The organism is Pseudomonas sp., assembly GCF_002796985.1.
Classification (GTDB): domain Bacteria; phylum Pseudomonadota; class Gammaproteobacteria; order Pseudomonadales; family Pseudomonadaceae; genus Pseudomonas.
On sequence record NZ_PEKX01000007.1, the window covers coordinates 451,409 to 474,104 of the forward strand.

The following is a 22,696-nucleotide window of genomic DNA, read 5'->3' on the forward strand; positions in this document are numbered from 1 at the left end:
GCTTCAGTGCAAGCGCACCCAGACGAACACCAGCAACGATGCGGCCACCAGCCAGGCGAGTGCAGCCATTGCCAGCGACAGTTCCAGGCGTAGGCGATCCACCATCAGGTAGAGCGCGGCGAGGTAGACGAAGTAGGGGATGATCGACCACATGCCGAACAGGATGGTGGTCTTCAGGTCGTCCAGCGAACGGCCCTTGCCGACGATGTAGTGGGCGATCAGGGCGAAGGTGGGGAACAGCGGCACCAGGCCTGCGATGTAGTAATTGCGCGTCTTCGACAGCGCGGCGAGGATCAGCACCACGCCGGCGCCGATAGTTGCCTTGAGGATCAGGTCCACGTCTTTCTCTATGCGGTGACTCCACCGGGGCAGTGGCGTCGGGGGATTGTCGGTGGAGTATCCGCAAGAGTGGCTACTGGCTCCAAGTCGACCTTCAGGCGACTTGCGTACTGGGCTCCAGCGGGCTTTCGCTGCTGAGGAACTGCTCCAGGCGCTCGCGCTGCCGGGCATTGAGGAACAGGCCGAGCTTGGTGCGGCGCCAGAGGATGTCGTCGGCGTCGCGCGCCCATTCCTGGTGAACCAGGTATTCCACTTCCCGCGCATAGAGTCCGGCGCCCAGGTGTTCGCCCAGCTCGCTGAGGTTGTGCGCGCCGTCGAGCACTTTCCAGATGCGGCTGCCGTAAGTGCTGGCCCAGCGCCGGGCGAGGGCCGGGTCGAGCTGGCGCAGGCGGTCCATGAGCTGGACGGCCAGGTCGTCCACGCAGGTCATGGCTTCACCACCGGGAAGCGGGGCGCTGGCGGTCCAGCTGGCTTTCATCACGCCGGCGAAGTGCGGCGCCAGTTGCTCCAGCGCGGCCTCGGCGAGCTTGCGGTAGGTCGTCAGCTTGCCGCCGAACACCGACAGCAGCGGCGCTTCGCCGGGGGTATTGTCCAGCGCCAGGGTGTAGTCGCGGGTGACGGCGGAGGGATCGTCGGACTCGTCGTCGCACAGCGGGCGCACGCCGGAGAAGCTGCGCAGGATGTCCTCGCGGCCCAGTTGATGCTTGAAGTGCGCGTTGACCACGTCGAGCAGGTAGTCGGTTTCTTCTTCGCTGATGCTGATCTTCGCCGGGTCGCCCTGGTATTCGCGGTCGGTGGTGCCGATCAGGGTGAACTGGCGCAGGTAGGGAATGGCGAAGACGATGCGCCGATCTTCGTTCTGCAGGATGTAGGCGTGCTCGCCTTCGTAGAGGCGCGGCACGATCAGGTGGCTGCCCTGGATCAGGCGGATGCCATAGGGCGGTTTCTGCCGCAGTTCCTCGCGCAGAAAGCGGTCGACCCAGGGGCCGGCAGCGTTGACCAGGGCGCGGGCGCGCACCGAGTACAGGCTGCCGTCGCGGCGTTCCAGGTGCAGGTGCCACAGGCCCTTGCTGCGCCGGGCGCTGACACAACGGGTCCGCGGGTGTACATGGGCGCCATTTTCGCGGGCAGCCATGGCGTTGAGAACCACCAGGCGCGCGTCATCCACGGAGCAATCGGAATATTCGAAGCCGCGGGTGATCTCGGCCTTCAGCGGGCTGCCCTGGTCAAAGCGCACCCCGCGGGAGGCCGGCAGCTTCTCGCGCTTGCCCAGGTGGTCATAGAGGAACAGGCCGGCGCGGATCATCCAGGCCGGGCGCAGGTGCGGGCGGTGTGGCAGCACGAAGCGCAGCGGGTGGACGATGTGCGGGGCCTTGGCCAGCAGCACTTCGCGCTCGGCGAGGGCTTCGCGGACCAGGCGGAATTCGTAGTGTTCCAGGTAGCGCAGGCCGCCGTGGATCAGCTTGCTGCTGGCGGAGGAGGTGTGGGCGGCGAGGTCGTGCTGTTCGCAAAGGAACACCGACAGCCCACGCCCGGCGGCGTCCGCCGCAATCCCCGCGCCGTTGATGCCACCGCCGACGACGGCCAGGTCATAGACTTCGGCCAGGGGCGCGTGGCGCTTGCTGGTTGGGTTCATGGGGGCCGCCTGGAAGAGTGAATGTGAATATTTTGATGTTCGTTTTCGAAAATATACTAGTTCAATGAATGAAATATGACCAGCCTTCGGCGCGATTTCGCGCAGGCTTTCGTCTGAATGTTCGAAAATGAATATTTTGGGCGGCGTTACGCTCAGACCAGCTCGAGCTGGACCTTGTGCTGGTGCATCAGGCGCACCACGGCGGCGGGCGGCGGGTTGTCGGTGAACACCCGGCTGACCAGGGAGATCGGCCCCAGGCGCACCATGGCGTTGCGTCCGAACTTGCTGGAGTCGGCGGCGAGGAACACCTGCCGGGCGTTGTCGATGATGGCGCGGGAGACGCGCACTTCCTGGTAGTCGAAGTCCAGCAGGCTGCCGTCTTCGTCGATGCCGCTGATGCCGACCACGGCGAAGTCGACGCGAAACTGTTCGATGAAGTCCACCGCCGCTTGCCCGACCACTCCACCGTCGCCACGCACAGTGCCGCCGGCGATCAGCACTTCGAAGTCGTCCTTGCCGGCGAGGATGCTGGCGACGTGCAGGTTGTTGGTGATGACCTTGAGGTTGCGGTGGCCGAGCAGGGCGCGGGCGATGGCTTCGGTGGTGGTGCCGATGTTGATGAACAGCGAGGCGTTGTCCGGGATGTGCGCGGCGATGGCCTCGGCGATGCGCTGCTTCTCGTCGCGCATCTGGTCGGAGCGGGTGTTGTAGGCGGTGTTCTCGATGCTCGAATCCCAGGCCGCGCCGCCGTGGTAGCGGCGCAACAGGTTCTGTTCGGCGAGCTGGTTGATGTCGCGGCGGATGGTCTGCGGGGTCACGGCGAACTGCTGGGCGAGCTCTTCGATGCTCAGGTAGCCGCGTTCGCGGACCAGGTCGAGGATGCTTTGCTGTCGGGGTGGCAGGTTCATGCGCTGTGCTCGTGCGGACGGGCGAAGGGGCAAGGATGCCGGAGTGGGGGCCTTGCTGTCATGCGGTGCGGGGTGTACCTGTAGGAGCGAGCTTGCTCGCGAACCGCCGGATGACGCGGTGCCAAGCGAGGTTCGCGAGCAAGCTCGCTCCTACGAAAAGCTCAATGGCGCCAGTCCGTAGGATGGGGGAGCTTGCGATACCCATCAGCATTGCTCGCATGAACATCGATGGGTATCGCTTCGCTCCACGCCATCCTACCGTGCCGAATACGTCAGTCTTCGGCCCAGCCCCGAGTGCGCTCCACGGCCTTCTTCCACCCCGCATACAACCGCGCACGCTCAGCCTCGTCACAAGCCGGCTGGAACACCCGCTCGATCACCGCCTTGTTCTTCAGCTCCGCCAGGCTGCCCCAGAAGCCGCAGGCCAGGCCCGCCAGCACGGCGGCGCCGAGAGCGGTGGTTTCGCGCATCTGCGGGCGCTCCACCGGGGTGCCGAGGATGTCGGCCTGGAACTGCATGAGGAAGTTGTTGGCCACCGCGCCGCCGTCCACGCGCAGGGCGCGCAGCGGTTCGCCGGCATCCTGCTGCATGGCGTCGAGCACGTCGCGGGTCTGGTAGGCGATGGATTCCAGGGTGGCGCGGATCAGGTGGTCGGCCTTCACCCCACGGGTCAGGCCGAACAGCGCGCCGCGGGCGTACGGGTCCCAGTAGGGCGCGCCGAGGCCGGTGAACGCGGGGACCAGGTAGACGCCGTTGCTGTCCTTCACCTTGGTGGCGAAGTACTCGGAATCGTGGGCGTCGTTGATCACTTTCAGTTCGTCGCGCAGCCACTGCACGGTGGAGCCGCCGTTGAACACCGCGCCTTCCAGCGCATAAGCCACTTCGCCACGCGGGCCGCAGGCGATGGTGGTGAGCAGGCCGTGGGTGGACTTCACCGCGTTGGCACCGGTGTTCATCAGCAGGAAGCAGCCGGTGCCGTAAGTGTTCTTCGCCTGGCCCGGCTCCACGCACATCTGGCCGAACAGCGCGGCCTGCTGGTCGCCGGCGATCCCGGCAATCGGCGTGCGGTGTACGCCGAGGCCGCCGACCTTGGCATGGCCATACACTTCGGAAGACGGGCGCACCGTCGGCAGCATGGCGCGCGGTACGTCCAGCGCGGCGAGCAGGCGTTCGTCCCAGTCGCGCTTGTGGATGTCGAACATCAGGGTGCGCGAGGCGTTGGTGTAGTCGGTGACGTGCACCTCGCCTTCGGTGAGCTTCCAGATCAGCCAGCTGTCGACCGTGCCGAACAGCAGCTCGCCGCGCTGGGCGCGCTCGCGGGCGCCTTCGACGTTGTCGAGGATCCACTTCAGCTTGGTGCCGGAGAAATAGGGGTCGATGACCAGTCCGGTGGTGTCGCGGATGTGCTGTTCCAGGCCGTCGCGCTTGAGCTGCTCGCAGATCGCCGCGCTGCGCCGGCATTGCCAGACGATGGCGTTGTGGATCGGTCGGCCGGTGGCCTTGTCCCACACCAGGGTAGTTTCGCGCTGGTTGGTGATGCCGATGGCGGCCACCTCGGCAACGCTGATGCTGGCCTGGGCGAGGGCTTCCACCAGGGTCGAACTTTGCGTCGCCCAGATTTCCATCGGGTCATGTTCGACCCAGCCCGGCTGCGGGTAGATCTGCGCGAATTCGCGCTGGGCCGAGCAGACCACGTTGGCATCGTGGTCGAAGATGATGGCGCGCGAGCTGGTGGTGCCCTGGTCGAGGGCGACGACGTATTTCTTGTTCGTAAGGTTCGTCATGGCGGCGGCCTTGTGCGGATTCCGTTCGGCAACCCCGGCGGCAGGGCCGGGTGGGGATTGGCGGTGAACATACGGGATTCATCCGCGTCGGTGAAGCGAACACCGTGCAGTGCGCCACACCTTGGCTTACTGTTATGCGCTGGAAAGCCGCCTGCGAGACGCCCGCCGATCATGACCCCCGCCATCGACCTGCTGAAGAAGAACCGCGCCGAACACCATGTGCTGAGCTACGAGCACGATCCCAAGGCGCCGTCCTACGGCCTGGAGGCCGCCGAGAAACTCAACCTCGACCCGGCGCGCGTATTCAAGACCTTGCTGGCGGCGAGCGAGAAGGGCGAACTGCTGGTGGCCGTGGTGCCGGTGGTGGGCACCCTGGACCTCAAGGCGCTGGCCCATGCGGCGGGCGTGAAGAAGGCGGACATGGCCGACCCCAATGCCGCGCAGCGCGCCACCGGCTACCTGGTGGGCGGCATCAGCCCGCTGGGGCAGAAGAAGCGCCTGCGCACTTTCATCGACGAATCCGCCCAGGGCTTCCCGACCATCCATGTCAGCGCCGGCCGGCGCGGCCTGGAAGTGGAACTGAGCGCCGAGACCCTGGCCGGGCTGACCTCGGCGAAGTTTGCGCCTATCGGGCGTGGGTAGTTTTGCCGGTAGGAGCAATTGTCTTCTTCTGAAATCCCGGCGCGAAGATTTCCCTCTCCCTAACCCTCTCCCTGAAGGGAGAGGGGCCTAGCCGAGGGGCATCTCAGTGCCACTGTGTGCTCCCCACTGTACGGTTCACCGCCTGCCGGCTTCTGTCATGCTCGGCCATCACTTACAAGGAGATCGCCATGCTGCTCGACTTCCATCAGGTGGACGCCTTCACCGACCGTCCCTTCGCCGGCAACCCGGCCATGGTCTACCGCCTCGACGCCTGGCTGGGCGACGAACTGATGCAGAAGATCGCCGCCGAGCACAACCTCTCGGAAACCGCCTTCCTGGTGAAGGAACCCGAGGGCTGGCGCATCCGCTGGTTCACCCCGACTGCCGAGGTGCCGCTGTGCGGCCATGCCACCCTGGCCAGCGCCCACGTGCTGTTCGAGGTGTTCGATGAGCCGGGCGAGGTGCTGGAGCTGAATTCGCTGTCCGGCCCGCTGCGCGTGACCCGCGAGGAAGGCAGGTTGGCGCTGAACTTCCCGTCTCAGCCACCCAGTGAGCTGGGCGCGACCGTGGAGCTGGAGCAGGCGCTGGGGTTGCCGGTGGTAGATGCGCTGTCCACCGCCAAGCACCTGATGGTTCTGCTGGAGTCGGAGCAGGCGGTGCGTGAGTGCAAGCCGGATTTCGCGGCGTTGGCACGTATGCCTTATCTGGGGGTGATCGTTACCGCGCGTGGCGACGACTACGATTTCGTGTCGCGTTTCTTCTGCCCGGCAATCGGCATCAATGAGGACCCGGTCACCGGAGCGACTCACTGCAACCTGATCCCCTACTGGTCGGCTCGCCTGAACAAGCTGCAGATGCGCGCCTTCCAGTGCTCCGAGCGCGGCGGCGAGCTGTGGTGCCGTCTGGAGGGCGACCGCGTGAGCATCGCCGGTTACGCGCACCTGGTGGCCAGCGGTCGTCTGCTGGTTGTTTGATCTGTGACCGGGGCGATTTTCGCCCCCTGGCCTAGGCTTGCTTCCCATTGGCTGCCGCGCACCCGGCGCGGCTCGGAGGCAGGCCCATGGCAATCCTGGTCATCGCTGACTACCACACCCACACCGGCTCCGCCGTTCTCGCCCCGGCGACCCTGAACGCCCTGGCGGCTGCGCGGCAGATTGGCGGTGACGCGCATCTGCTGCTGGCCGGCAGCGGCCTGACACAACTCGCCGAGCAGGCACGTTGCATCGAAAACGTCTCGCGGGTCATGCTGGTGGACGATTCCGCCTACGACCACTTGCTGGCGGAGAATCTCTCTGTGCTGGTCATTCGGCTTTCTTCTGGCTACAGCCACATCCTTGCGCCAGCCACGGCAATGGGCCGCGATTGCCTGCCGCGAATCGCTGCGCTGCTGGATGTGGATGCGGTCTCCGATGTGATCGCTGTCATCGATAGCGAGACTTTCCAGCGCCCGATCTACGCCGGTAACGCCATCGCTACGGTGCGCTGCGCAGGGCCGGTTAAGGTGCTGGGTATCCGCGCCACGGCTTTTGACCCCGTTCCTGCTCAGGGCGGGAGCGCCGAGCTGGAGCACGTCAGCGGGGCTGGCGATCTGGCGCTCTCGTCATGGCAGGGCGAGGAATATCCGGACTTCGAGCGGCCTGCGCTGGAATCTGCGCGGGTGATAGTGGCCGGCGGTCGCGGCCTGCAAACTGCGGAAGGCTTCGCGGCGCTCTATCCCCTGGCGGATCGCCTGCACGGTGCGGTCGGCGCTTCGCTGGCGGCGGTGGATGCGGGCTTTGCGCCGGCGGAACTGCAGATCGGCCAGTCCGGGCGCATCGTCGCGCCGGAGCTTTACCTGGCGGTGGGGATTTCCGGTGCGGTGCAGCATGTGGCGGGCATGAAGGACGCCAAGGTCATCGCCGCGATCAATCTCGACCCGGATGCACCGATCTTCGAGATCGCTGACTACGGCCTGCAGGGCGACCTGTTCGAGTTGCTGCCCGAACTGCTGCGCGAGCTGGACAGCGCGCTCGACTAGAGCGCCACGCTGCCCTGGGCCGGGAACAGCACCAGGTGTTCGGCGGCTACGCCAATGCCCACTTCGTCGCCGGGCTGGTGGTCGGCGTGGCTGGGGAACAGCGATTCCAGCTGGGTACCGGTGGGCAGTTGCAGGCGATAGAGCGTTGCGGCGCCGAGGAACGACTTGCCGATGATCCGCGCCTTCAACGGGCCGTCGGCGGCCGGGACCAGGTCGTCCGGGCGTAGCAATACATCCACTGCGCTGCCGTCCGCCAGGTTGTAGGCACGGTTGCCGCGCAGCAGGCCCAGTTCGGTTTGTACGGAGTCGCTACCGTGCATCTGCCCGCGAATGAAATAGCCCTGGCCGACAAAGCTGGCGACGAAGGGCGTCTGCGGCTCGTGGTAGAGGTTGAACGGGGTATCCCACTGCTCCAGCACGCCGTGGCGGAAAACACCGACGTGATCGCTGACGGCAAAGGCTTCTTCCTGGTCGTGGGTGACCAGGATCGCACTGGTGCCACGTGCCTTGAGGATGTCGCGCACCTCATGGCTGAGCTGCCGGCGCAGTTCCACGTCGAGGTTGGAGAAGGGTTCGTCGAGCAGCAGCAGTTGCGGTTGCGGCGCCAGCGCGCGGGCCAGCGCCACGCGTTGCTGCTGGCCGCCGGAGAGTTCGTGGGGGAAGCGCAGGCCGAGGCCGTCGAGTTTCACCAGTTCCAGCAGTTCGCCGACGATGCGCTCGCGCTCGGGGTGCTTAGGGATGCCGAAGACGATGTTGTCCGCCACCGACAGGTGCGGGAACAGCGCGTAATCCTGGAACACCATGCCGATCCGGCGCTTCTCCGGCGACAGGGTGAAGCCGGGGCGGGAAATCACTTCGCCGGCCAGTTCGATGCGGCCGCCCTGCACCGGCTCGAAACCGGCGATGGCGCGCAGGGTAGTGGTCTTGCCGCAGCCCGAGGGGCCGAGCAGGCAGCCGATGTCGCCGGCGTTCAGGTGCAGGCTGACGCCTTGCACCACGCGCTGCTGTTCATAGCCACAGGAAAGATCGTCGAGGGTGAGCAGCAGCGGTTGGGTCATCGGACTCGGAACGGATTCAGGCGTAGTGGGCGTGCTCGACCAGCAGTTCGAGCAGCGCCTTCTGGGCGTGGAGACGGTTTTCCGCCTGGTCCCAGGCTACCGAGCGCGTGTCGTCCAGCAGGTCTTCGCTGATCTCTTCGCCACGGTGGGCTGGCAGGCAGTGCATGAATAGTACATCTGCCGCTGCGCCGTCGAGCAGCGCACGTGTTACCTGATATGGCTGGAACAGGCGCAGGCGCGCGGCCGCTTCGTCTTCCTGGCCCATCGAGGCCCAGACGTCGGTGCTCACCAGGTGCGCGCCAGCCACTGCCTCGCGCGGGTCGCGGAAGATCTTCACGCGCTCGCCGGCCAGTTCCATGAGAGCGGCATTGGGCTCGTAGCCTTCCGGGCACGCCACATTCAGCTGGAAGTCGAAGCGGATCGCCGCCTCGATGTAGCTGTTGCACATGTTGTTGCCGTCGCCGATCCAGGCCACGGTCTTGCCGGCGATGCTGCCGCGGTGCTCAAGGAAGGTCTGCATGTCGGCCAGCAACTGGCAAGGGTGCAGATCATCCGACAGGCCGTTGATCACCGGCACGCGGGAGTTCTCGGAGAATTCGATCAGGTTGCTGTGGGCGAAGGTGCGGATCATCACCGCATCGACCATCCGCGACATCACCCGTGCGGCGTCGGCGATCGGCTCGCCACGGCCCAGTTGGGTGTCGCGCGGGGAGAGGAAGATGGCCTGGCCGCCGAGCTGGATCATGCCAGCTTCGAAGGAAATCCGCGTCCGGGTCGAGGCCTTCTCGAAGATCATCCCCAGCACGCGGTTCTTCAGCGGTTCGTAGAGCACGCCTCGGTCCCGCAGGTCCTTCAGCTCGGTGGCGCGGCGGATCAGACCGAGGAGTTCGTCGGTCGTGTAATCCAGCATCGAGAGGAAGTGACGTGCGCTCATGGTTCGTACCTACTACTTATTCTCAGAATCAGGCCGAGGTACCGACCGGCTTTCGTGAGAAAAAACGGGCTGAACCTGCGGCGGGACCGCATGGAGCGGAAAATGGGGGAAGGCGCGATCCTATAAGGAAATGACGGATCTACGCAAGTTTCGCCCGGAAGGCCCGTCGGGCGGGGCTTCAACATGGTCGTTCCTGATGCCGCAGGATTCACCCGACGTAAGCCGGTGGTGCTGCGCAAGGCCAGGTCTCATAGTGCTTGTGACCCTGCGACCGGCCCCCCGAATGGCCGGCGACAACACTGCCGAGGCGAGCCATGAGCAAGACCCTCCACCACCGTGCGTGCCATCTGTGCGAGGCCATCTGCGGCCTGACCATCGAGACCGAGGATGAACGCATCCTCTCGATCAAGGGCGACGCCCTGGACAGCTTCAGCCGCGGTCACGTCTGCCCCAAGGCGGTGGCCCTGCAGGACATCCAGAACGACCCGGACCGCCTGCGCCAACCGGTGCGCCGTGTCGGCAACGAGTGGCAGCCGATCGGCTGGGACGAGGCCTTCGAGCTGGTTGCCACGCGCCTGGCGGAGATCCGTTCACGCCATGGCAATGACGCCGTGGCCGTGTACCAGGGCAACCCCAGCGTGCACAACTACGGGCTGATGACCCACAGCAACTACTTCCTCGGTCAGTTGAAGACCCGCAACCGCTATTCGGCGACTTCGGTAGACCAACTGCCACACCACCTGGTCAGCCAGCAGATGTTCGGCCACGGCCTGCTGATTCCGATTCCCGACATCGATCACACCGATTTCATGCTGATCCTCGGTGGCAACCCGCTGGCCTCCAACGGCAGCATCATGACCGTGCCGGACGTGGAGAAACGCCTGAAAGCGCTGAAGGCGCGCGGCGGCAAGCTGGTGGTGGTCGACCCGCGCCGCACCGAGACAGCGGTGCTGGCGGACCAGCACCTGTTCGTCCGTCCCGGCGAGGATGCGGCGCTGCTGCTGGGCATCCTCGACACGCTGCTCGGCGAAGGGCTGACCCGCGATACCTCCCTGCCGGTAAACGGGCTGGAGGCGGTGCGCAAGGCTCTGGCGCCGTTCAAGGTCGAGGCCATGGCCGCGCGCTGCGGTGTGCCGGCCGATGCGATCCGCCAGCTGGCGCGAGATTTTGCTGCGGCGGACAAGGCCGTCTGCTACGGGCGCATGGGTGTTTCGACGCAAGTCTTCGGCAGCCTGTGCCAGTGGCTGGTGCAGCTGATCAACCTGGTCACCGGTAACCTCGACCGCGTGGGTGGCACCCTGTGCACCACGCCGGCGGTCGATCTGGTGGCGACGACCGCAGGCGGTGCCTTCAATCGCTGGCAGAGCCGCGTGTCCGGCCTGCCGGAATATGGCGGCGAACTGCCGGTGGCGGCGCTGGCCGAGGAGATGCTCACCGAAGGGGAAGGGCAGGTGCGCGCGCTGGTGACGGTGGCCGGCAATCCAGTGCTGTCCACGCCCAATGGCCGCCGCCTGGAGCAGGCGCTGGATGGCCTGGAGTTCATGCTCAGCATCGACCTCTACATCAACGAAACCACCCGCTATGCCGACCTGATCCTGCCGCCCACCGCGCCGCTGGAGCACGATCACTACGACACCACCTTCAACGTGTTCGCGGTGCGCAATGTCACCCGCTTCAACGAGGCGATTCTGCCCAAGCCCGACGGGGCGTTGCACGACTGGGAAATCTTCGTCGGCCTGGCCAAGGCCTACGCCGCGCGCCTGGGCACCGAGCTCAAGCCGACCCTGGCGCCGGAGCAGATGATCGAGATGGGCCTGCGCTTCGGCCCCTACGGCGACGCCAGCGAACACAAGCTCAACCTGGCGCGGCTGCGCGAACATCCGCACGGGCTGGACCTGGGCCCGCTGCAGCCGAACCTGGCGCCGCGCCTGAAAACCGCCAGCCGCAGCATCGAGGCGGCACCGGACATCTTCCTCGGTGACTTGCGCCGCTTTGCCGATACCCAGTCCCCCGCCGTCGATCAACTGCTGCTGATCGGCCGTCGCCACGTGCGCAGCAACAACTCGTGGATGCACAACTATCACCGCCTGGTGAAGGGCAAGCCGCGCCATCAACTGCTCATGCATCCGCAGGACCTGGCCTCGCGCGGGCTGGTGGACGGGCAGATGGTGCGCGTACGTTCGCGGGTCGGCAGCATCGAGATCGAGGTGACTTCCAGCGATGAAGTCATGGCTGGTGTGGTCAGCCTGCCTCACGGCTGGGGACACGGCCGGCCGGGCGTGCAGCTGTCCATCGCCCGCGAGCAGGGCGGCGCCAGTGCCAACGATCTGACCGATGAGCGCCATCTGGATGCGCTCTCCGGCAACACCGCGCTCAACGGCGTGCCGGTGGAGGTCGAGGCGGCCTGACAAGCTGACGCACGTCACCTGCAAAGCCGAGCGTTGTACTCGGCTTTGCAGTACAATGCGCGGTACCGTGCCGGCCTATGCCCCCAGAGGCGACTGCCGGGTCAGTGTCTGATAGTTAAGCCGAGGAAGTTCATGGATATCATCGATACCATCAAAGAGCAGATCTCCAGCAACCCCGTTCTGCTGTACATGAAGGGTTCGCCGAATGCTCCCCAGTGCGGTTTCTCGTCCCGCGCCGCGCAGGTGCTGATGGCTTGTGGCGAAAAGTTCGCCTATGTCGACATCCTGCAGAACCCGGAAATCCGTGCCAACCTGCCCAAGTACGCCAACTGGCCGACCTTCCCGCAACTGTGGGTCGGTGGTGAGCTGGTCGGCGGCAGCGACATCCTGGCCGAGATGTTCGACAAGGGTGAACTGCAACCACTGATCAAGGACGCCGTGAGCAAGGCCAACGCCTGAGTCTTTCGTGCTGTCGCACAAAGCCCCGCCTTGGCGGGGCTTTGTTTTTGGGAAGAAAAAATGACTGAACAGACGCGGGCCAACGCCGCGCGCTGGGCGTGCGGATACTGCTTCGCCATGGGCGGGATGGTCCATGGCAGCGTGATGGGCCGGGTGCCTGCGCTCAAGAGCATGACCGGGGTGGACGAGCAGCAACTCGGCCAGGCCCTGCTGGGCGCGGGCTTTGGCGCATTGCTGGCGTTCGCTTTCGCGGGGGCCCTGGTGCGCCGTTACGGCAGCCGGGCGGTCACCGTCATCTCGGGGTTGGCCCTGATGGCGACCTTCCCGTTGCTCGGGTTGGCACAGGATGTTTGGGGGCTGGCGGCGGCTTTTCTGGCCCTCGGCCTGACCTTCGCGACCATGGACGTGGCGATGAATACTCAGGCGGTGGAAGTGGAGCGGCGCCTCGGCCGCCCCTGCATTTCCAGCCTGCATGGCATGTACAGCCTGGGCGGATTGGTGGGGGCTGTTGGTGCCGCAGCCTTTGCTGATCTGGCACCGATATGGCACTTCAGTCTGCTGGCGGTGATCGCGGTGGCGATCCTGCCGTTCTTCGCCCGCCACCTGTTCGAGGGTCGGCCGGAACCCCTGGAGGAGGAGGCGCCAGCCCAACGTGGCTGGCGCCTGCCGCCACCGGCCTTGATCGGCCTGGGTTTGCTGACCCTGTGCGCGTTCGTTTCCGAAGGGGCGGTCGCCGACTGGGGCGCCTTGCTGCTGCACCAGGTGCTGGGTGCCTCTGAACGCCTGGCGGCGCTGGGCTTCGCGGCGTTCTCCGCGACCATGGTGCTGGGCCGGCTGTTTGGTGACCGTCTGCGCGTACGCTTCGCCGACGAGGTGCTGGTGCGCAACCTGGCGTGGCTGGCCATCGTGGGGATGCTGCTGGCGCTGTTCAGCCCCTGGGTCGCCGGTGCGATTGCCGGTTTTGCCCTGGTGGGTGCGGGACTGTCGGTGGTGGTGCCGATCCTGATCGGCGCGGCGGGCAACCGTCCGGGAGTAGAGCCTTCACGCGGCGTGGCGGCGGTGGCGTCGTTCGGTTATGGCGGCTTGCTGATGGGCCCGCCGTTGATCGGCTTCCTCGCCGAGCACGTGGGCTTGCGTCTGTCATTGCTGGTGGTGGTGGGGTTGTGTGCCGGGCTGGTGCTGAAGGCGCCGCTGGTGCGCCGTCCGCCGAAGGCGAACGCCTAGGAAGGAAGGGCACCGGCGTCCACAACAGCGCCGGTGCCTTTTTTCGATCAGTCGTCTTCGTGCATGTGCGACTGCAGGTAGTTCTCCAGGCCGACTTTCTGGATCAGGCCCAGTTGGGTTTCCAGGTAGTCGATGTGCTCCTCCTCGGATTCGAGGATGTTCTTGAGCAGGTCGCGGCTCACGTAGTCATGCACGCTTTCGCAATGCACGATGGCGTCGCGCAGGTCCTTGCAGGCCTTGAGTTCCAGGTTCAGGTCGCACTGCAGCATTTCCTGGGTGTTCTCGCCGACCAGCAGCTTGCCCAGGTCCTGCAGGTTGGGCAGGCCTTCGAGGAACAGGATGCGTTCGATGAGCTTGTCGGCGTGTTTCATCTCATCGATGGACTCGTGGTACTCGTGCGCGCCGAGGCGCTTCAGGCCCCAGTCGTTCCACATGCGCGAGTGCAGGAAGTACTGGTTGATGGCGATCAGCTCGTTGCCGAGGATCTTGTTCAGATGCTGGATGACTTTCTTGTCGCCTTTCATGCCGGAGTCCTGCCGTGTGGAGTGGGAGAGATTGAAATTCTCGCGCCCTTATAACTGCCTGTCAAACGTAAGCCCTTGAATCTGCTATAAAAAGGAATATGAATGCGAATGTTTTCATTCCGCAACTTGGCGGTAAATCACTGAATTTCAGGCATAAAAAAACCGGGCTGTGGCCCGGTTTCTTCGGAATGCTTGCTGAACTGATCAGCGGTCTTTTTTCTCAACCCGCCGCATAGGCCAGGTTGTAGTTCACCGCCTGGGCGCTTTGCAGCTCGCCAAGGGTCTCGCGAACCACCTGTTTGGCCAGGCAGGCGCACTTGCCGCACTGGGTGCCGACGCCGGTGCATTCACGTACCTCGCGGTAGTTGCAGGCGCCGTCGTAGATCGCATCGCGAATCTGGGTATCGGTAACACCGTTGCAGAGGCAGACGTACATGGTTGCACTACAGTCGCTGTGGGGTTGTTGGAAGCGATACTAATAATAATGAGAATGATTGTCAAAAGTTACCGAGGTCTCATCCCTGCCTCCCGATAAATGGTTAACAGGCTCGGGGAGTCAGCACCGGGGCCGCGTGGATGAAGGCGTTGCGCTCGGGGTGTATGATGGCTGCCCCACTGGAGTGGCAGCCCCTCAAGCCCGGCAGTTTCGACCGGGTAGTGGGCTTCTCGCTCCCAAGCGCCTCACCATCAAGGCCTCACGAAAGGAGATGCGAAATGAGCGTACTCGTAGGTAAGAAAGCCCCCGATTTCAACGTGGCCGCCGTGCTGGGCACCGGCGAGATCGTCGACAGCTTCGTGCTGTCCGAAGCCATCAAGGGCAAGTACGGCCTGGTGTTCTTCTACCCGCTGGACTTCACCTTCGTCTGCCCGTCCGAGCTGATCGCCCTGGACCACCGCATCCCTGACTTCCAGGCGCGCAACGTCGAAGTGATCGGTGTTTCCATCGACTCCCACTTCACCCACAACGCCTGGCGCAACACCCCGGTGGACAAGGGTGGTATCGGCCAGGTCAAGTACACCCTGGCCGCTGACATCACCCACGAGATCGCCAAGGCCTACGACGTCGAGTCCGAAGGCGGCGTGGCTTTCCGTGGTGCCTTCCTGATCGACCTGAACGGCGTGGTGCGTTCGCAGATCGTCAACGACCTGCCGCTGGGCCGCAACATGGACGAACTGCTGCGGCTGGTCGACGCCCTGCAGTTCACCGAGGAGCACGGCGAAGTCTGCCCGGCCAACTGGAAGAAGGGCGACAAGGGCATGACCGCCTCGCCCGAAGGCGTCGCCGCCTACCTGGCCGAGAACGCCGGCAAGCTGTAAGGCTGCTCGTGCATGAAAAAGCCCCGCCTAGGCGGGGCTTTTTCATGGGGGCAGGGCAGCGGGATGAGCGTTACCAACTGGCTGGGCGTCTGAAGTGAAACTCGCCAGTCACTCCTGCCTTCGTTCAGCGATGGCACAGGCGCAGGCTTATGGAGATACTGCGCAACTTCTTCCTAGAACCCATGCTTACCAGCCCATCAAGGGGAGCGTCTTGGCTGACGAGGAGATTCTTCCGGAAGTCCGCGCGGTCGAGCCCGGGCAGGTCCTGCGCCTGTGTGGTTGCGGGCGGTGCGCCAGCCTGCCGGATGCCGCTGCCGATTGTGCCGATGTGCTGGAGCTGACGGTCAGGCGTGAGCGCCATCTGCTGCTGTGCCGCTGCGGCCGGTCGGCGAAGCTGCCGCACTGCGACGGATCCCACGCCCCTGTGGCGCCAGGTCTGATGGGGCGCTGGCGCCGCTTCGCCGGAAGGTGAAGTCGAAGTCCGTCACAGATTTCGTACAAAGTCGGTCATGGGCGAACAACCCCGGAACCGGACGGTCGAACTTCCACGACGACCTGCAAGTCACAAGAGGCAAAGTGCCACTATTTATGGCAGCATTTGTCCCCCGTGGCATACAACGCCAGGGTCGTGTCCCTGTTTCGATCGGAGTCTCCGATGTACAAACTGTGTTTCTACGTGCCGGAAAGCCATCTGGAACCGGTCAAGAAAGCGCTGTTCGCTGCCGGTGCAGGACGCATCGGTGCGTATGACAGCTGTTGCTGGCAGGCGCTCGGACAGGGACAGTTCCGCCCGCTGGCGGGCAGCAATCCATTCATCGGCCAGGCCGGCAGCGTCGAGCAGGTTGCCGAGTGGAAGGTGGAGATGGTGGTGGCCGACGAGTTGATCCATGACTCGGTGAAGGCGCTCAAACAGGCCCATCCTTACGAAACGCCGGCCTTCGAGGTCTGGCGGTTGTCCGACATGGTGTTCTGACAGAAATGAAAAAGGCGCCCGCAGGCGCCTTTTTCATGGCTCGGTATCAGCCGTGCAGACTGCTCAGTGATGATCCCAGCGCACTGGCGCGGGGCCCAACCAGCAGGTGGTAGACACCATCCGCCAACGGGCTGATTCCCTGGCAACCCAAGTCGCTGAGGTGGCTGTGCTGCAGTTGCTCGCCGTGCTTTACGGCGACCCGCAGACGCGTCAGTGCCACGCTCTCCACACTGCGCAGATTGTCCCGGCCACCCAGCGCTTCCAGCCATTGCCTGGCCTCCTGCGGCGTGACGAGTTCGGCGGGCTGTTCCACCAAGTCCTCGCCGTGGGGCGTGGCGAGGTTAGCCTGCAGAGCTCCCGCCGGCAGGGCGCGGCGGATTTCATCGGCGATGCTGTCGGCTTCCGGGCCCACCACGACCTGCAGGCTGCCCGCCTTGCCAGGCCTCACCACGGCCATGGCGCCCAGTGCCTTGAGCTGCGCGTCGGAGGCCTTGTTACGGTCCACCAGTTTCAGGCGCAGACGGGTGGTGCAAGCGTCCACTACTTCCAGGTTGGCGGTGCCGCCCAGGGCCTTGATGAAGGCCGGTGCGCGCTGTTCGGACGAACTGGCGGTCGTCTCGCTGTCAGTGCTTTCGTCGATTTCCTCGCGTCCGGGAGTCTTCAACTGGAAGCGCCGGATGCAGAAGTCGAACACGAAGTAGTAAGCGACGGCGTAGCACAGGCCCAGCGGCCAGAGCATCCAGCCGTTGGTGGACTTGCCCCAGCCCAGCGCCAGGTCGATGGCGCCGCCGGAGAAGGTGAAGCCCAGGCGGATGTTCAGCAGATCGGTGATCGCCATCGACAGCCCGGTCAGCAGCGCGTGCGCCAGGTACAGGAGCGGCGCGAGGAACATGAAGGCGAATTCGATGGGTTCGGTCACGCCGGTCAGGAAGGCGGTGAGCGCCATTGACAGCAACAGCCCGCCGACCAGCTTGCGTCGCTCCTGGCGTGCGTTGCGGTACATCGCCAGGCATGCGGCGGGCAGGCCGAACATCATCACCGGGAACATGCCGGCCATGAACTGGCCGCCTTTCGGGTCGCCGGCGAAATAGCGTGCCAGATCGCCGGTGACCTGGCGGCCGGTTTCCGGGTCGGAGAAGGCGCCGAAGACGAACCACATCAGGTTGTTGAGGATGTGGTGCAGGCCGGTGACGATCAGCAGGCGGTTGAGCACGCCGAAGGCGAAGGCGCCGAGGCTGCCGCTGCCGACCAGCAGGTTGCCCAGGTTGTCGATGACCTGTTGGACCGGCGGCCAGATCAGACCGAACAGCGCGCCCAGGCCCAGCGCGGCGAAGCCGGTGACGATGGGTACGAAGCGCCGGCCACCGAAGAAGGCCAGGTACTGCGGCAGGGCGATGTCCTTGAAGCGGTTGTACAGCGCGCCGGCCACCAGGCCGCTGATGATCCCCGAGAGCACGCCCATGTTGATGTGCGGGTCGATGGCGTTCAGGGTCGACATCATGACCAGGTAGCCGATGGCCCCGGCAAGGCCGGCAGTGCCGTTGTTGTCACGGGCGAAGCCGACGGCGATGCCGATGGCGAAGATCAGTGCCAGGTTGGCGAAGATCGCGTTGCCGGCATCGTGGATCAGCAGGATGTTCAGCAGGTCCTTGTCGCCCAGGCGCAGCAACAGCCCGGCGATGGGCAGGATGGCGATCGGCAGCATCAGGGCGCGGCCCAGGCGCTGAAGGGTTTCGATGAAGGCGCCGTATAGCTGCGCGAGCAATTGGCGCGGGCCTTGCGCTGTCTGGATCAGCTCAGTGGTCATGGTATGACTCCGATTCTTGTCTTGGGGCATCAGGGCTGCGGCCAGAAGCGGGCGCAGGCTTCGCGCACGGCACGGGCGCTACCCAGGGCCAGGAGTTCCTGGCTGCGTTGGCGGCAGTCTTCGGCGTCGAGTTCGCGCACCCGCGCCTTGATCTCACCGACCAGTCCGGGGCTGACCGACAGTTCCTGCACGCCCAGGCCGATCAGCACCGGCGTGGCCAGCGCTTCGGAAGCCAGGGCCCCGCAGACGCCGACCCAGCGGCCATGGCGGGCGGCCCCGGCGCAGGTCTGGGCGATCAGCCGCAGCAGCGCGGGGTGCAGCGCATCAATGCGTGCAGCCAGCCCTGCGTGGCAGCGGTCCATGGCCAAGGCGTACTGCGAAAGGTCGTTGGTACCGATGGACAGGAAATCGGCGTGCTCGGCGAGCTGGTCGGCCAGCAGGGCGGCGGAGGGCACTTCGATCATCACACCCAGCTCGGGGCGTTCCTCGATACCCAGTTCCTGCGCCAGTCGGTCCAGGCGCTGGCGGATGGCGATCAGTTCATCCACCTCGCTGACCATGGGCAGCAGCACGCGGCAGCGGCGTGTTGGCGATACCTGAAGCAGCGCGCGCAACTGCTGGTCGAGCAGGTGCGGCAGTGCCTGGCCCAGGCGGATACCGCGCAGGCCCAGGGCCGGGTTTTCCTCGGCGGGCAGCGGCAGGTAGGCGAGGTGCTTGTCGCCGCCGACATCGATGGTCCGGATGATGACGCGTCGCTCGCCCATGGCATCCAGTACGTCCTGGTAGGCGCGCTGCTGCTCCTGCTCGTTCGGCGCCTGTTGGCGGTCGAGGAAGAGGAATTCGGTACGCAGCAGGCCCACGCCGTCGGCGCCAGCGGCGTAGGCTTCGGCGGCCTCTTGCGGACTGGCGACGTTGGCGCCGATCTCGATGTGCCGACCGTCGCGGGTCAGCGCCGGTTGCTGGGCTGCCACGCGTTGGCGTTCACGGGTCAGTTGGCGTTGTTCACGGCTGGCGGCAACCTGCGCAACCCGTTCCGCGCTGGGGCTGTATTCGAGTCGGCCGTGGTCGGCGTCCAGGACCAGCGTGCGGCCTTCGTCCAGCTCCAGCAGGCGCGGGCCGAGGGCCACCAGGCAGGGCAGGCCCTTGGCGCGGGCGAGAATGGCGACGTGGGAGGTGGCGCCACCTTCGGCCATGCACAGCCCGGCAACGCCGGCACGGACCAGCGGGCCGAGATCCGACGGGGTGATTTCGTCGGCGGCGACCAGGCTGCCGGCAGGAACTGCCTGCTCGCCTTCGGCACCAAGCAGGACGCGCAGCACGCGCTTTTCCAGGTCGCGCAGGTCGTTGGCGCGTTCGGCCAGCAACGGGTTGCCCAGTGCCTGGAGAACGCCACACTGGGCCTGCACGGCGCGGTGCCAGGCATGGGCGGCACTGGCGCGCTGCTCGATCAGCAGGTCGGCGGCATCCAGCAAGCCAGGGTCTTCCAGCAGGGCGAGGTGGGCGGAGAAGATCGCTTCCTCGTCCGTGTGACCGGCCTTTCCGGCCTGTTGCAGCGTGGTTCGAACATCGCCGCGAACCTGTTCCAGTGCCAGGTCGAGGGCGCGGTGCTGTTCATCCGGTTGATGGTTGCTGGTGTGTTCCGGCAGTTGAATAGCGCCGAGCCGTACGAGCGGGCCGCTGGCCAGGCCGGGCGAGGCGCAGACGCCACTCAGGACACCGGGTTCTTGCGCAGCGTTCGGCAAGGCCACGGGAACACTGGCGGTAACGACCAGGCGCGGTTCGCCATCGGCGGTACCAAGGGTCTTCAGTAGTGCGTGGAGTGCCGCTTCACTGTCCTGGCCGCGGCAGGTGACTTCCACTTCGTCCTGCTCGGCGACACCCAGGCCCATGATGCCAACCAGGCTGTCGACATTGCTGGAGCGGCCATCGAAGTGCAGTTCGACGCGGCTGGAGAACTCCTGTGCGGTCTTGCGTAGCAGGGCAGCGGGGCGCGCGTGCAGGCCGCCGTGCAACGCCACCCGTACGCGGCCGCGGGCTTCGCTGCCGCTGGCCTGTTGTTCGTTGGCCACAGCCGCCGTGCCGATTCGGCTGAGTTGCAGCAGCGGCGCGCCGACGTCCACGGAGGTGGTGGTCAGCGGGTGCAGCTGGAAGCCTTCGCCATTGGTGAGGATCAGTACGGTGATCAGGCTCTTGCTGCCGCGCGCTACCTTGTCCAGGTCGAAGCGCAGCAGCGGTTGGCCTTCAGTGACCCGTGCGCCTTCCTGCACCAGCGCTTCGAAGCCTTCGCCCTGCAACTGGACGGTGTCCAGGCCCAGGTGCAGCAGCAGCTCGGCGCCGTTGTCGGCCTTCAGGGTCAGGGCATGCCGGGTCCGCGCGAGGTGCATGACCACCCCGCTGCAGGGCGCATGCAGGCAATCGTTCAGCGGGTCGATGGCGATGCCATCGCCCATCGCGCCGCTGGAGAACACTGGATCGGGGACGCTGCTGAGTGGCATCACGGGGCCGCTCAAGGGGGCTTTGAGGGCCAGATTGTTGTTGTTCATGGTGGCTGCGCTCAGTGGGTACGGGTGACCTTGCTCAGGTGCCGTGGCTGGTCCGGGTTCATGCCGCGCGCTTCGGACAAGCCGGCAGCCATGACGTAGAAGCTCTGGATCGCGAGGATCGGGTCCAGCGCCGGGTGGGCGGCGGTGGCCAGCGGCAGATCGCGCCCGGCGACGTCGTCGGGGGCAGCCAGCAGGACACGGGCGCCGCGCTGGCGCATGTCCTCGGCCAGGGCCAGCAGGCCGGCCTGTTCGGGGCCGCGTGGAGCGAGGATGAGCAGCGGGTAGTGTTCGTCCACCAGCGCCATCGGGCCGTGACGGACTTCGGCACTGCTGAAGGCTTCGGCCTGGATGGCCGAGGTTTCCTTGAATTTCAGCGCGGCCTCCTGGGCCACGGCGAAGCCGGTGCCACGGCCGATGACCATCAGCCGCTGGCAGTCGCGCAGCGACTGAATGGCTGGCGTCCAGTCGAGGGCGGCGGCGCGCTTGAGGTCGGCGGCGAGACAGGCACCGGCATCGAGCAGGGCTTGGTCGCGCTGCCAGTGGGCAAGCAGGCGGGTGGAGGCGCTGAGGGTGGCGATGAAGCTTTTGGTGGCGGCGACGCTGCGCTCCGGGCCGGCGCAAAGCGGCACGGTGAACTCGGCGGTGGCTTCCAGCGGCGAGTCTTCGGCGTTCACCAGGGCGACGCTCAAGGCGCCGCGCTCACGCAGGCGGCTCAGGGTGTCGACCAGGTCCGGGCTCTGGCCGGACTGGGAAAAGGCGAAAGCGACTTGACCGTCCACCTGCAGCGGTGCCTGACGCAGGGTGACCACCGACATCGGCAGTGAGGTCACCGGCAGGCCGGCGTGCTGCATGGTCAGGTAGGCGAAGTAGCTGGCGGCGTGGTCGGAGCTGCCACGGGCCACGGTCATCGCCAACTTCGGCGCGACGGCGCGCAGGCGCTCGCCGAGAGCGGGCAGGCGAGTGTCCAGTACGGTCAGTTGGCGTGCCACCACATCGGCGGCGGACAGCGCTTCTTCAAGCATCAGCGAGGTCAATCAGGTCTCCTTCGACCCATACGGTCTCGAGGGTCAGGGAACGGTCCAGGCGAACGATGTCGGCCCAGGCTCCGGGGGTGAGGCGACCGCGATCGGCGATGCCCAGGTAGTCGGCGGGGAATTGCGAGAGGCGTTGTGAGGCTTCGGCGATGGGCAGGCCGATTTTCACCAGGTTGCGCAGCGCCTGGTCCATGGTCAGGGTGCTGCCGGCCAGGGTGCCGTCGGGCAGGCGCACGCCGCCCAGGCATTTGGTGACGGTGTGGCTGCCCAGCTTGTATTCGCCGTCGGGCATCCCGGCGGCGGCAGTGGAATCAGTCACGCAGTACAGGCAGGGAATCGAGCGCAGGGCGACCTTGATCGCACCGGGGTGTACGTGCAGCAGGTCGGGGATCAGTTCGGCGTACTGCGCATGGGCCAGGGCCGCGCCGACCATGCCGGGCTCGCGGTGATGCAGGCCGGTCATGGCGTTGTACAGGTGGGTGAAACTGGTGGCGCCGGCTTCCATGGCCGCCACGCCGTCTTCATAACTGCCCAGGCTGTGGCCGATCTGCAGGCGTACGCCGCGCTCGGCCAGGGAGCGGATCAGCGGCAGGTGGCCGGCAAGCTCCGGGGCAATGGTGATGACCCGGATCGGCGCCAGGCGCAGGAACCCGTCCACTTCGTCGAGCGCGGCGGTATGGGCGAAGTTGGGCTGCGCGCCGAGCTTGCCGGAGTTGATGAACGGGCCTTCCAGATGCACGCCCAATACCCGCGCTGATTGACCGCGAGGTGCCTGGCAATACTCGCCCAGCGCGCGGAGCACGCCGGCAATCTCGTCCCTTGGGGCGGTCATGGTGGTGGCGAGCAGCGAGGTGGTGCCGAAGCGCAGGTGTGTGCGGGTGATGGCTGAGAAGGCATCGGCGCCTTCCATGATGTCGTGACCGCCACCGCCATGCACATGCAGGTCGATGAAGCCGGGCAGCAGGTAGGGCAGGTCGTTGTGCGAAGGGTCGCCAAGCGAGCCTTCGATGCGCTGGATGCGGCCTTCCTGCAGGTGCAGGCGGCCCACGATCCAGCCCTGGGGGGTGAGGATGTTGCCTTCGAGCATGG

General features: G+C 65.8%; 21 protein-coding genes. 9 read left to right on the top strand and 12 right to left on the bottom strand.

Annotation, left to right across the window (positions count from 1 at the left end):
- Positions 1–3 precede the first annotated feature (3 nt).
- From CTR55_RS07605 to glpK, 4 genes are all read right to left on the bottom strand, one after another.
- The gene (locus CTR55_RS07605; RefSeq protein ID WP_296286486.1) at positions 4–330 is read right to left on the bottom strand and encodes a GlpM family protein; all 327 of its coding nucleotides are present in this window, start codon (positions 328–330) and stop codon (positions 4–6) included.
- A 103-nt stretch (positions 331–433) separates the two neighbouring features.
- A complete protein-coding gene (glpD, locus tag CTR55_RS07610) occupies positions 434–1,975 on the bottom strand; it encodes a glycerol-3-phosphate dehydrogenase (RefSeq protein WP_296285310.1) in 1,542 nt (513 codons plus the stop codon).
- A 152-nt stretch (positions 1,976–2,127) separates the two neighbouring features.
- The gene (locus CTR55_RS07615; protein WP_296285311.1) at positions 2,128–2,883 is read right to left on the bottom strand and encodes a DeoR/GlpR family transcriptional regulator; all 756 of its coding nucleotides are present in this window, start codon (positions 2,881–2,883) and stop codon (positions 2,128–2,130) included.
- A 272-nt stretch (positions 2,884–3,155) separates the two neighbouring features.
- Positions 3,156–4,667: a glycerol kinase GlpK gene (gene glpK / locus CTR55_RS07620; protein ID WP_296285312.1), complete on the bottom strand. Its 1,512-nt coding sequence runs from the start codon at positions 4,665–4,667 to the stop codon at positions 3,156–3,158.
- A gap of 171 nt (positions 4,668–4,838) precedes the next feature.
- Between glpK and ybaK the strand changes: the two genes are divergently transcribed.
- From ybaK to CTR55_RS07635, 3 genes are all read left to right on the top strand, one after another.
- Positions 4,839–5,309: a Cys-tRNA(Pro) deacylase gene (ybaK, locus tag CTR55_RS07625; RefSeq protein ID WP_296285313.1), complete on the top strand. Its 471-nt coding sequence runs from the start codon at positions 4,839–4,841 to the stop codon at positions 5,307–5,309.
- 188 nt (positions 5,310–5,497) lie between these two features.
- Positions 5,498–6,283: a PhzF family phenazine biosynthesis protein gene (locus CTR55_RS07630; RefSeq protein ID WP_296285314.1), complete on the top strand. Its 786-nt coding sequence runs from the start codon at positions 5,498–5,500 to the stop codon at positions 6,281–6,283.
- A gap of 86 nt (positions 6,284–6,369) precedes the next feature.
- Positions 6,370–7,326, top strand: coding sequence for an FAD-binding protein (locus tag CTR55_RS07635; RefSeq protein ID WP_296285315.1), 957 nt, complete (start codon positions 6,370–6,372; stop codon positions 7,324–7,326).
- Here the strand turns inward: CTR55_RS07635 and CTR55_RS07640 are convergent.
- Together CTR55_RS07640 and argF are read right to left on the bottom strand one after the other, a co-directional pair.
- Positions 7,323–8,384 (bottom strand): ABC transporter ATP-binding protein, encoded by a 1,062-nt coding sequence (locus tag CTR55_RS07640; protein ID WP_296285316.1) that lies wholly within the window; start codon positions 8,382–8,384, stop codon positions 7,323–7,325. The genes CTR55_RS07635 and CTR55_RS07640 overlap by 4 nt on opposite strands.
- A 16-nt stretch (positions 8,385–8,400) precedes the next feature.
- Positions 8,401–9,318, bottom strand: a complete 918-nt coding sequence (gene argF / locus CTR55_RS07645; protein ID WP_296285317.1) for an ornithine carbamoyltransferase — start codon at positions 9,316–9,318, stop codon at positions 8,401–8,403.
- 314 nt (positions 9,319–9,632) lie between these two features.
- Here argF and CTR55_RS07650 point away from each other — a divergent pair, with 314 nt between their 5' ends.
- The 3 genes from CTR55_RS07650 to CTR55_RS07660 all read left to right on the top strand — a co-directional run bounded on the left by CTR55_RS07650 (position 9,633) and on the right by CTR55_RS07660 (position 13,409).
- Entirely contained in the window at positions 9,633–11,726 is a 2,094-nt protein-coding gene (locus tag CTR55_RS07650; protein WP_296285318.1) for a molybdopterin oxidoreductase family protein, read from the top strand.
- A 132-nt stretch (positions 11,727–11,858) separates the two neighbouring features.
- Positions 11,859–12,185 carry a Grx4 family monothiol glutaredoxin gene (gene grxD, locus CTR55_RS07655; RefSeq protein WP_296285319.1) on the top strand — a complete coding sequence of 109 codons (327 nt, stop codon included), beginning with the start codon at positions 11,859–11,861 and terminating at the stop codon, positions 12,183–12,185.
- A 60-nt stretch (positions 12,186–12,245) separates the two neighbouring features.
- Positions 12,246–13,409, top strand: coding sequence for an MFS transporter (locus CTR55_RS07660; RefSeq protein WP_296285320.1), 1,164 nt, complete (start codon positions 12,246–12,248; stop codon positions 13,407–13,409).
- A gap of 47 nt (positions 13,410–13,456) precedes the next feature.
- Here CTR55_RS07660 and bfrB read toward each other — a convergent pair whose 3' ends face one another.
- On the bottom strand, positions 13,457–13,933 hold the full coding sequence (gene bfrB / locus CTR55_RS07665; protein WP_296285321.1) for a bacterioferritin BfrB: 477 nt from the start codon (positions 13,931–13,933) through the stop codon (positions 13,457–13,459).
- A 220-nt stretch (positions 13,934–14,153) separates the two neighbouring features.
- Entirely contained in the window at positions 14,154–14,369 is a 216-nt protein-coding gene (locus CTR55_RS07670; protein ID WP_296285322.1) for a bacterioferritin-associated ferredoxin, read from the bottom strand.
- 278 nt (positions 14,370–14,647) lie between these two features.
- On the opposite strand from CTR55_RS07670, the gene CTR55_RS07675 reads away from it, so the two are divergent.
- From CTR55_RS07675 to CTR55_RS07685, 3 genes are all read left to right on the top strand, one after another.
- Positions 14,648–15,250, top strand: coding sequence for a peroxiredoxin C (locus CTR55_RS07675; protein WP_296285323.1), 603 nt, complete (start codon positions 14,648–14,650; stop codon positions 15,248–15,250).
- Positions 15,251–15,461: 211 nt separating this feature from the next.
- A complete protein-coding gene (locus tag CTR55_RS07680; RefSeq protein ID WP_296285324.1) occupies positions 15,462–15,722 on the top strand; it encodes a CDGSH iron-sulfur domain-containing protein in 261 nt (86 codons plus the stop codon).
- Positions 15,723–15,905: 183 nt separating this feature from the next.
- Positions 15,906–16,223 carry a YqfO family protein gene (locus CTR55_RS07685; protein WP_296285325.1) on the top strand — a complete coding sequence of 106 codons (318 nt, stop codon included), beginning with the start codon at positions 15,906–15,908 and terminating at the stop codon, positions 16,221–16,223.
- A gap of 46 nt (positions 16,224–16,269) precedes the next feature.
- Here the strand turns inward: CTR55_RS07685 and nagE are convergent, their stop codons facing one another.
- Genes nagE through nagA form a run of 4 tightly spaced genes read right to left on the bottom strand, consistent with a single transcriptional unit; the run spans position 16,270 to position 22,694 of the window.
- Positions 16,270–18,030: an N-acetylglucosamine-specific PTS transporter subunit IIBC gene (gene nagE / locus CTR55_RS07690; RefSeq protein ID WP_296285326.1), complete on the bottom strand. Its 1,761-nt coding sequence runs from the start codon at positions 18,028–18,030 to the stop codon at positions 16,270–16,272.
- A 29-nt stretch (positions 18,031–18,059) separates the two neighbouring features.
- Positions 18,060–20,573 carry a phosphoenolpyruvate--protein phosphotransferase gene (gene ptsP / locus CTR55_RS07695; protein ID WP_296285327.1) on the bottom strand — a complete coding sequence of 838 codons (2,514 nt, stop codon included), beginning with the start codon at positions 20,571–20,573 and terminating at the stop codon, positions 18,060–18,062.
- 11 nt (positions 20,574–20,584) lie between these two features.
- Positions 20,585–21,607 (bottom strand): SIS domain-containing protein, encoded by a 1,023-nt coding sequence (locus CTR55_RS07700; RefSeq protein WP_296285328.1) that lies wholly within the window; start codon positions 21,605–21,607, stop codon positions 20,585–20,587.
- Positions 21,588–22,694 carry an N-acetylglucosamine-6-phosphate deacetylase gene (nagA, locus tag CTR55_RS07705; protein ID WP_296285329.1) on the bottom strand — a complete coding sequence of 369 codons (1,107 nt, stop codon included), beginning with the start codon at positions 22,692–22,694 and terminating at the stop codon, positions 21,588–21,590. Before nagA ends, CTR55_RS07700 begins: the two co-directional genes overlap by 20 nt.
- Positions 22,695–22,696: the final 2 nt, after the last annotated feature.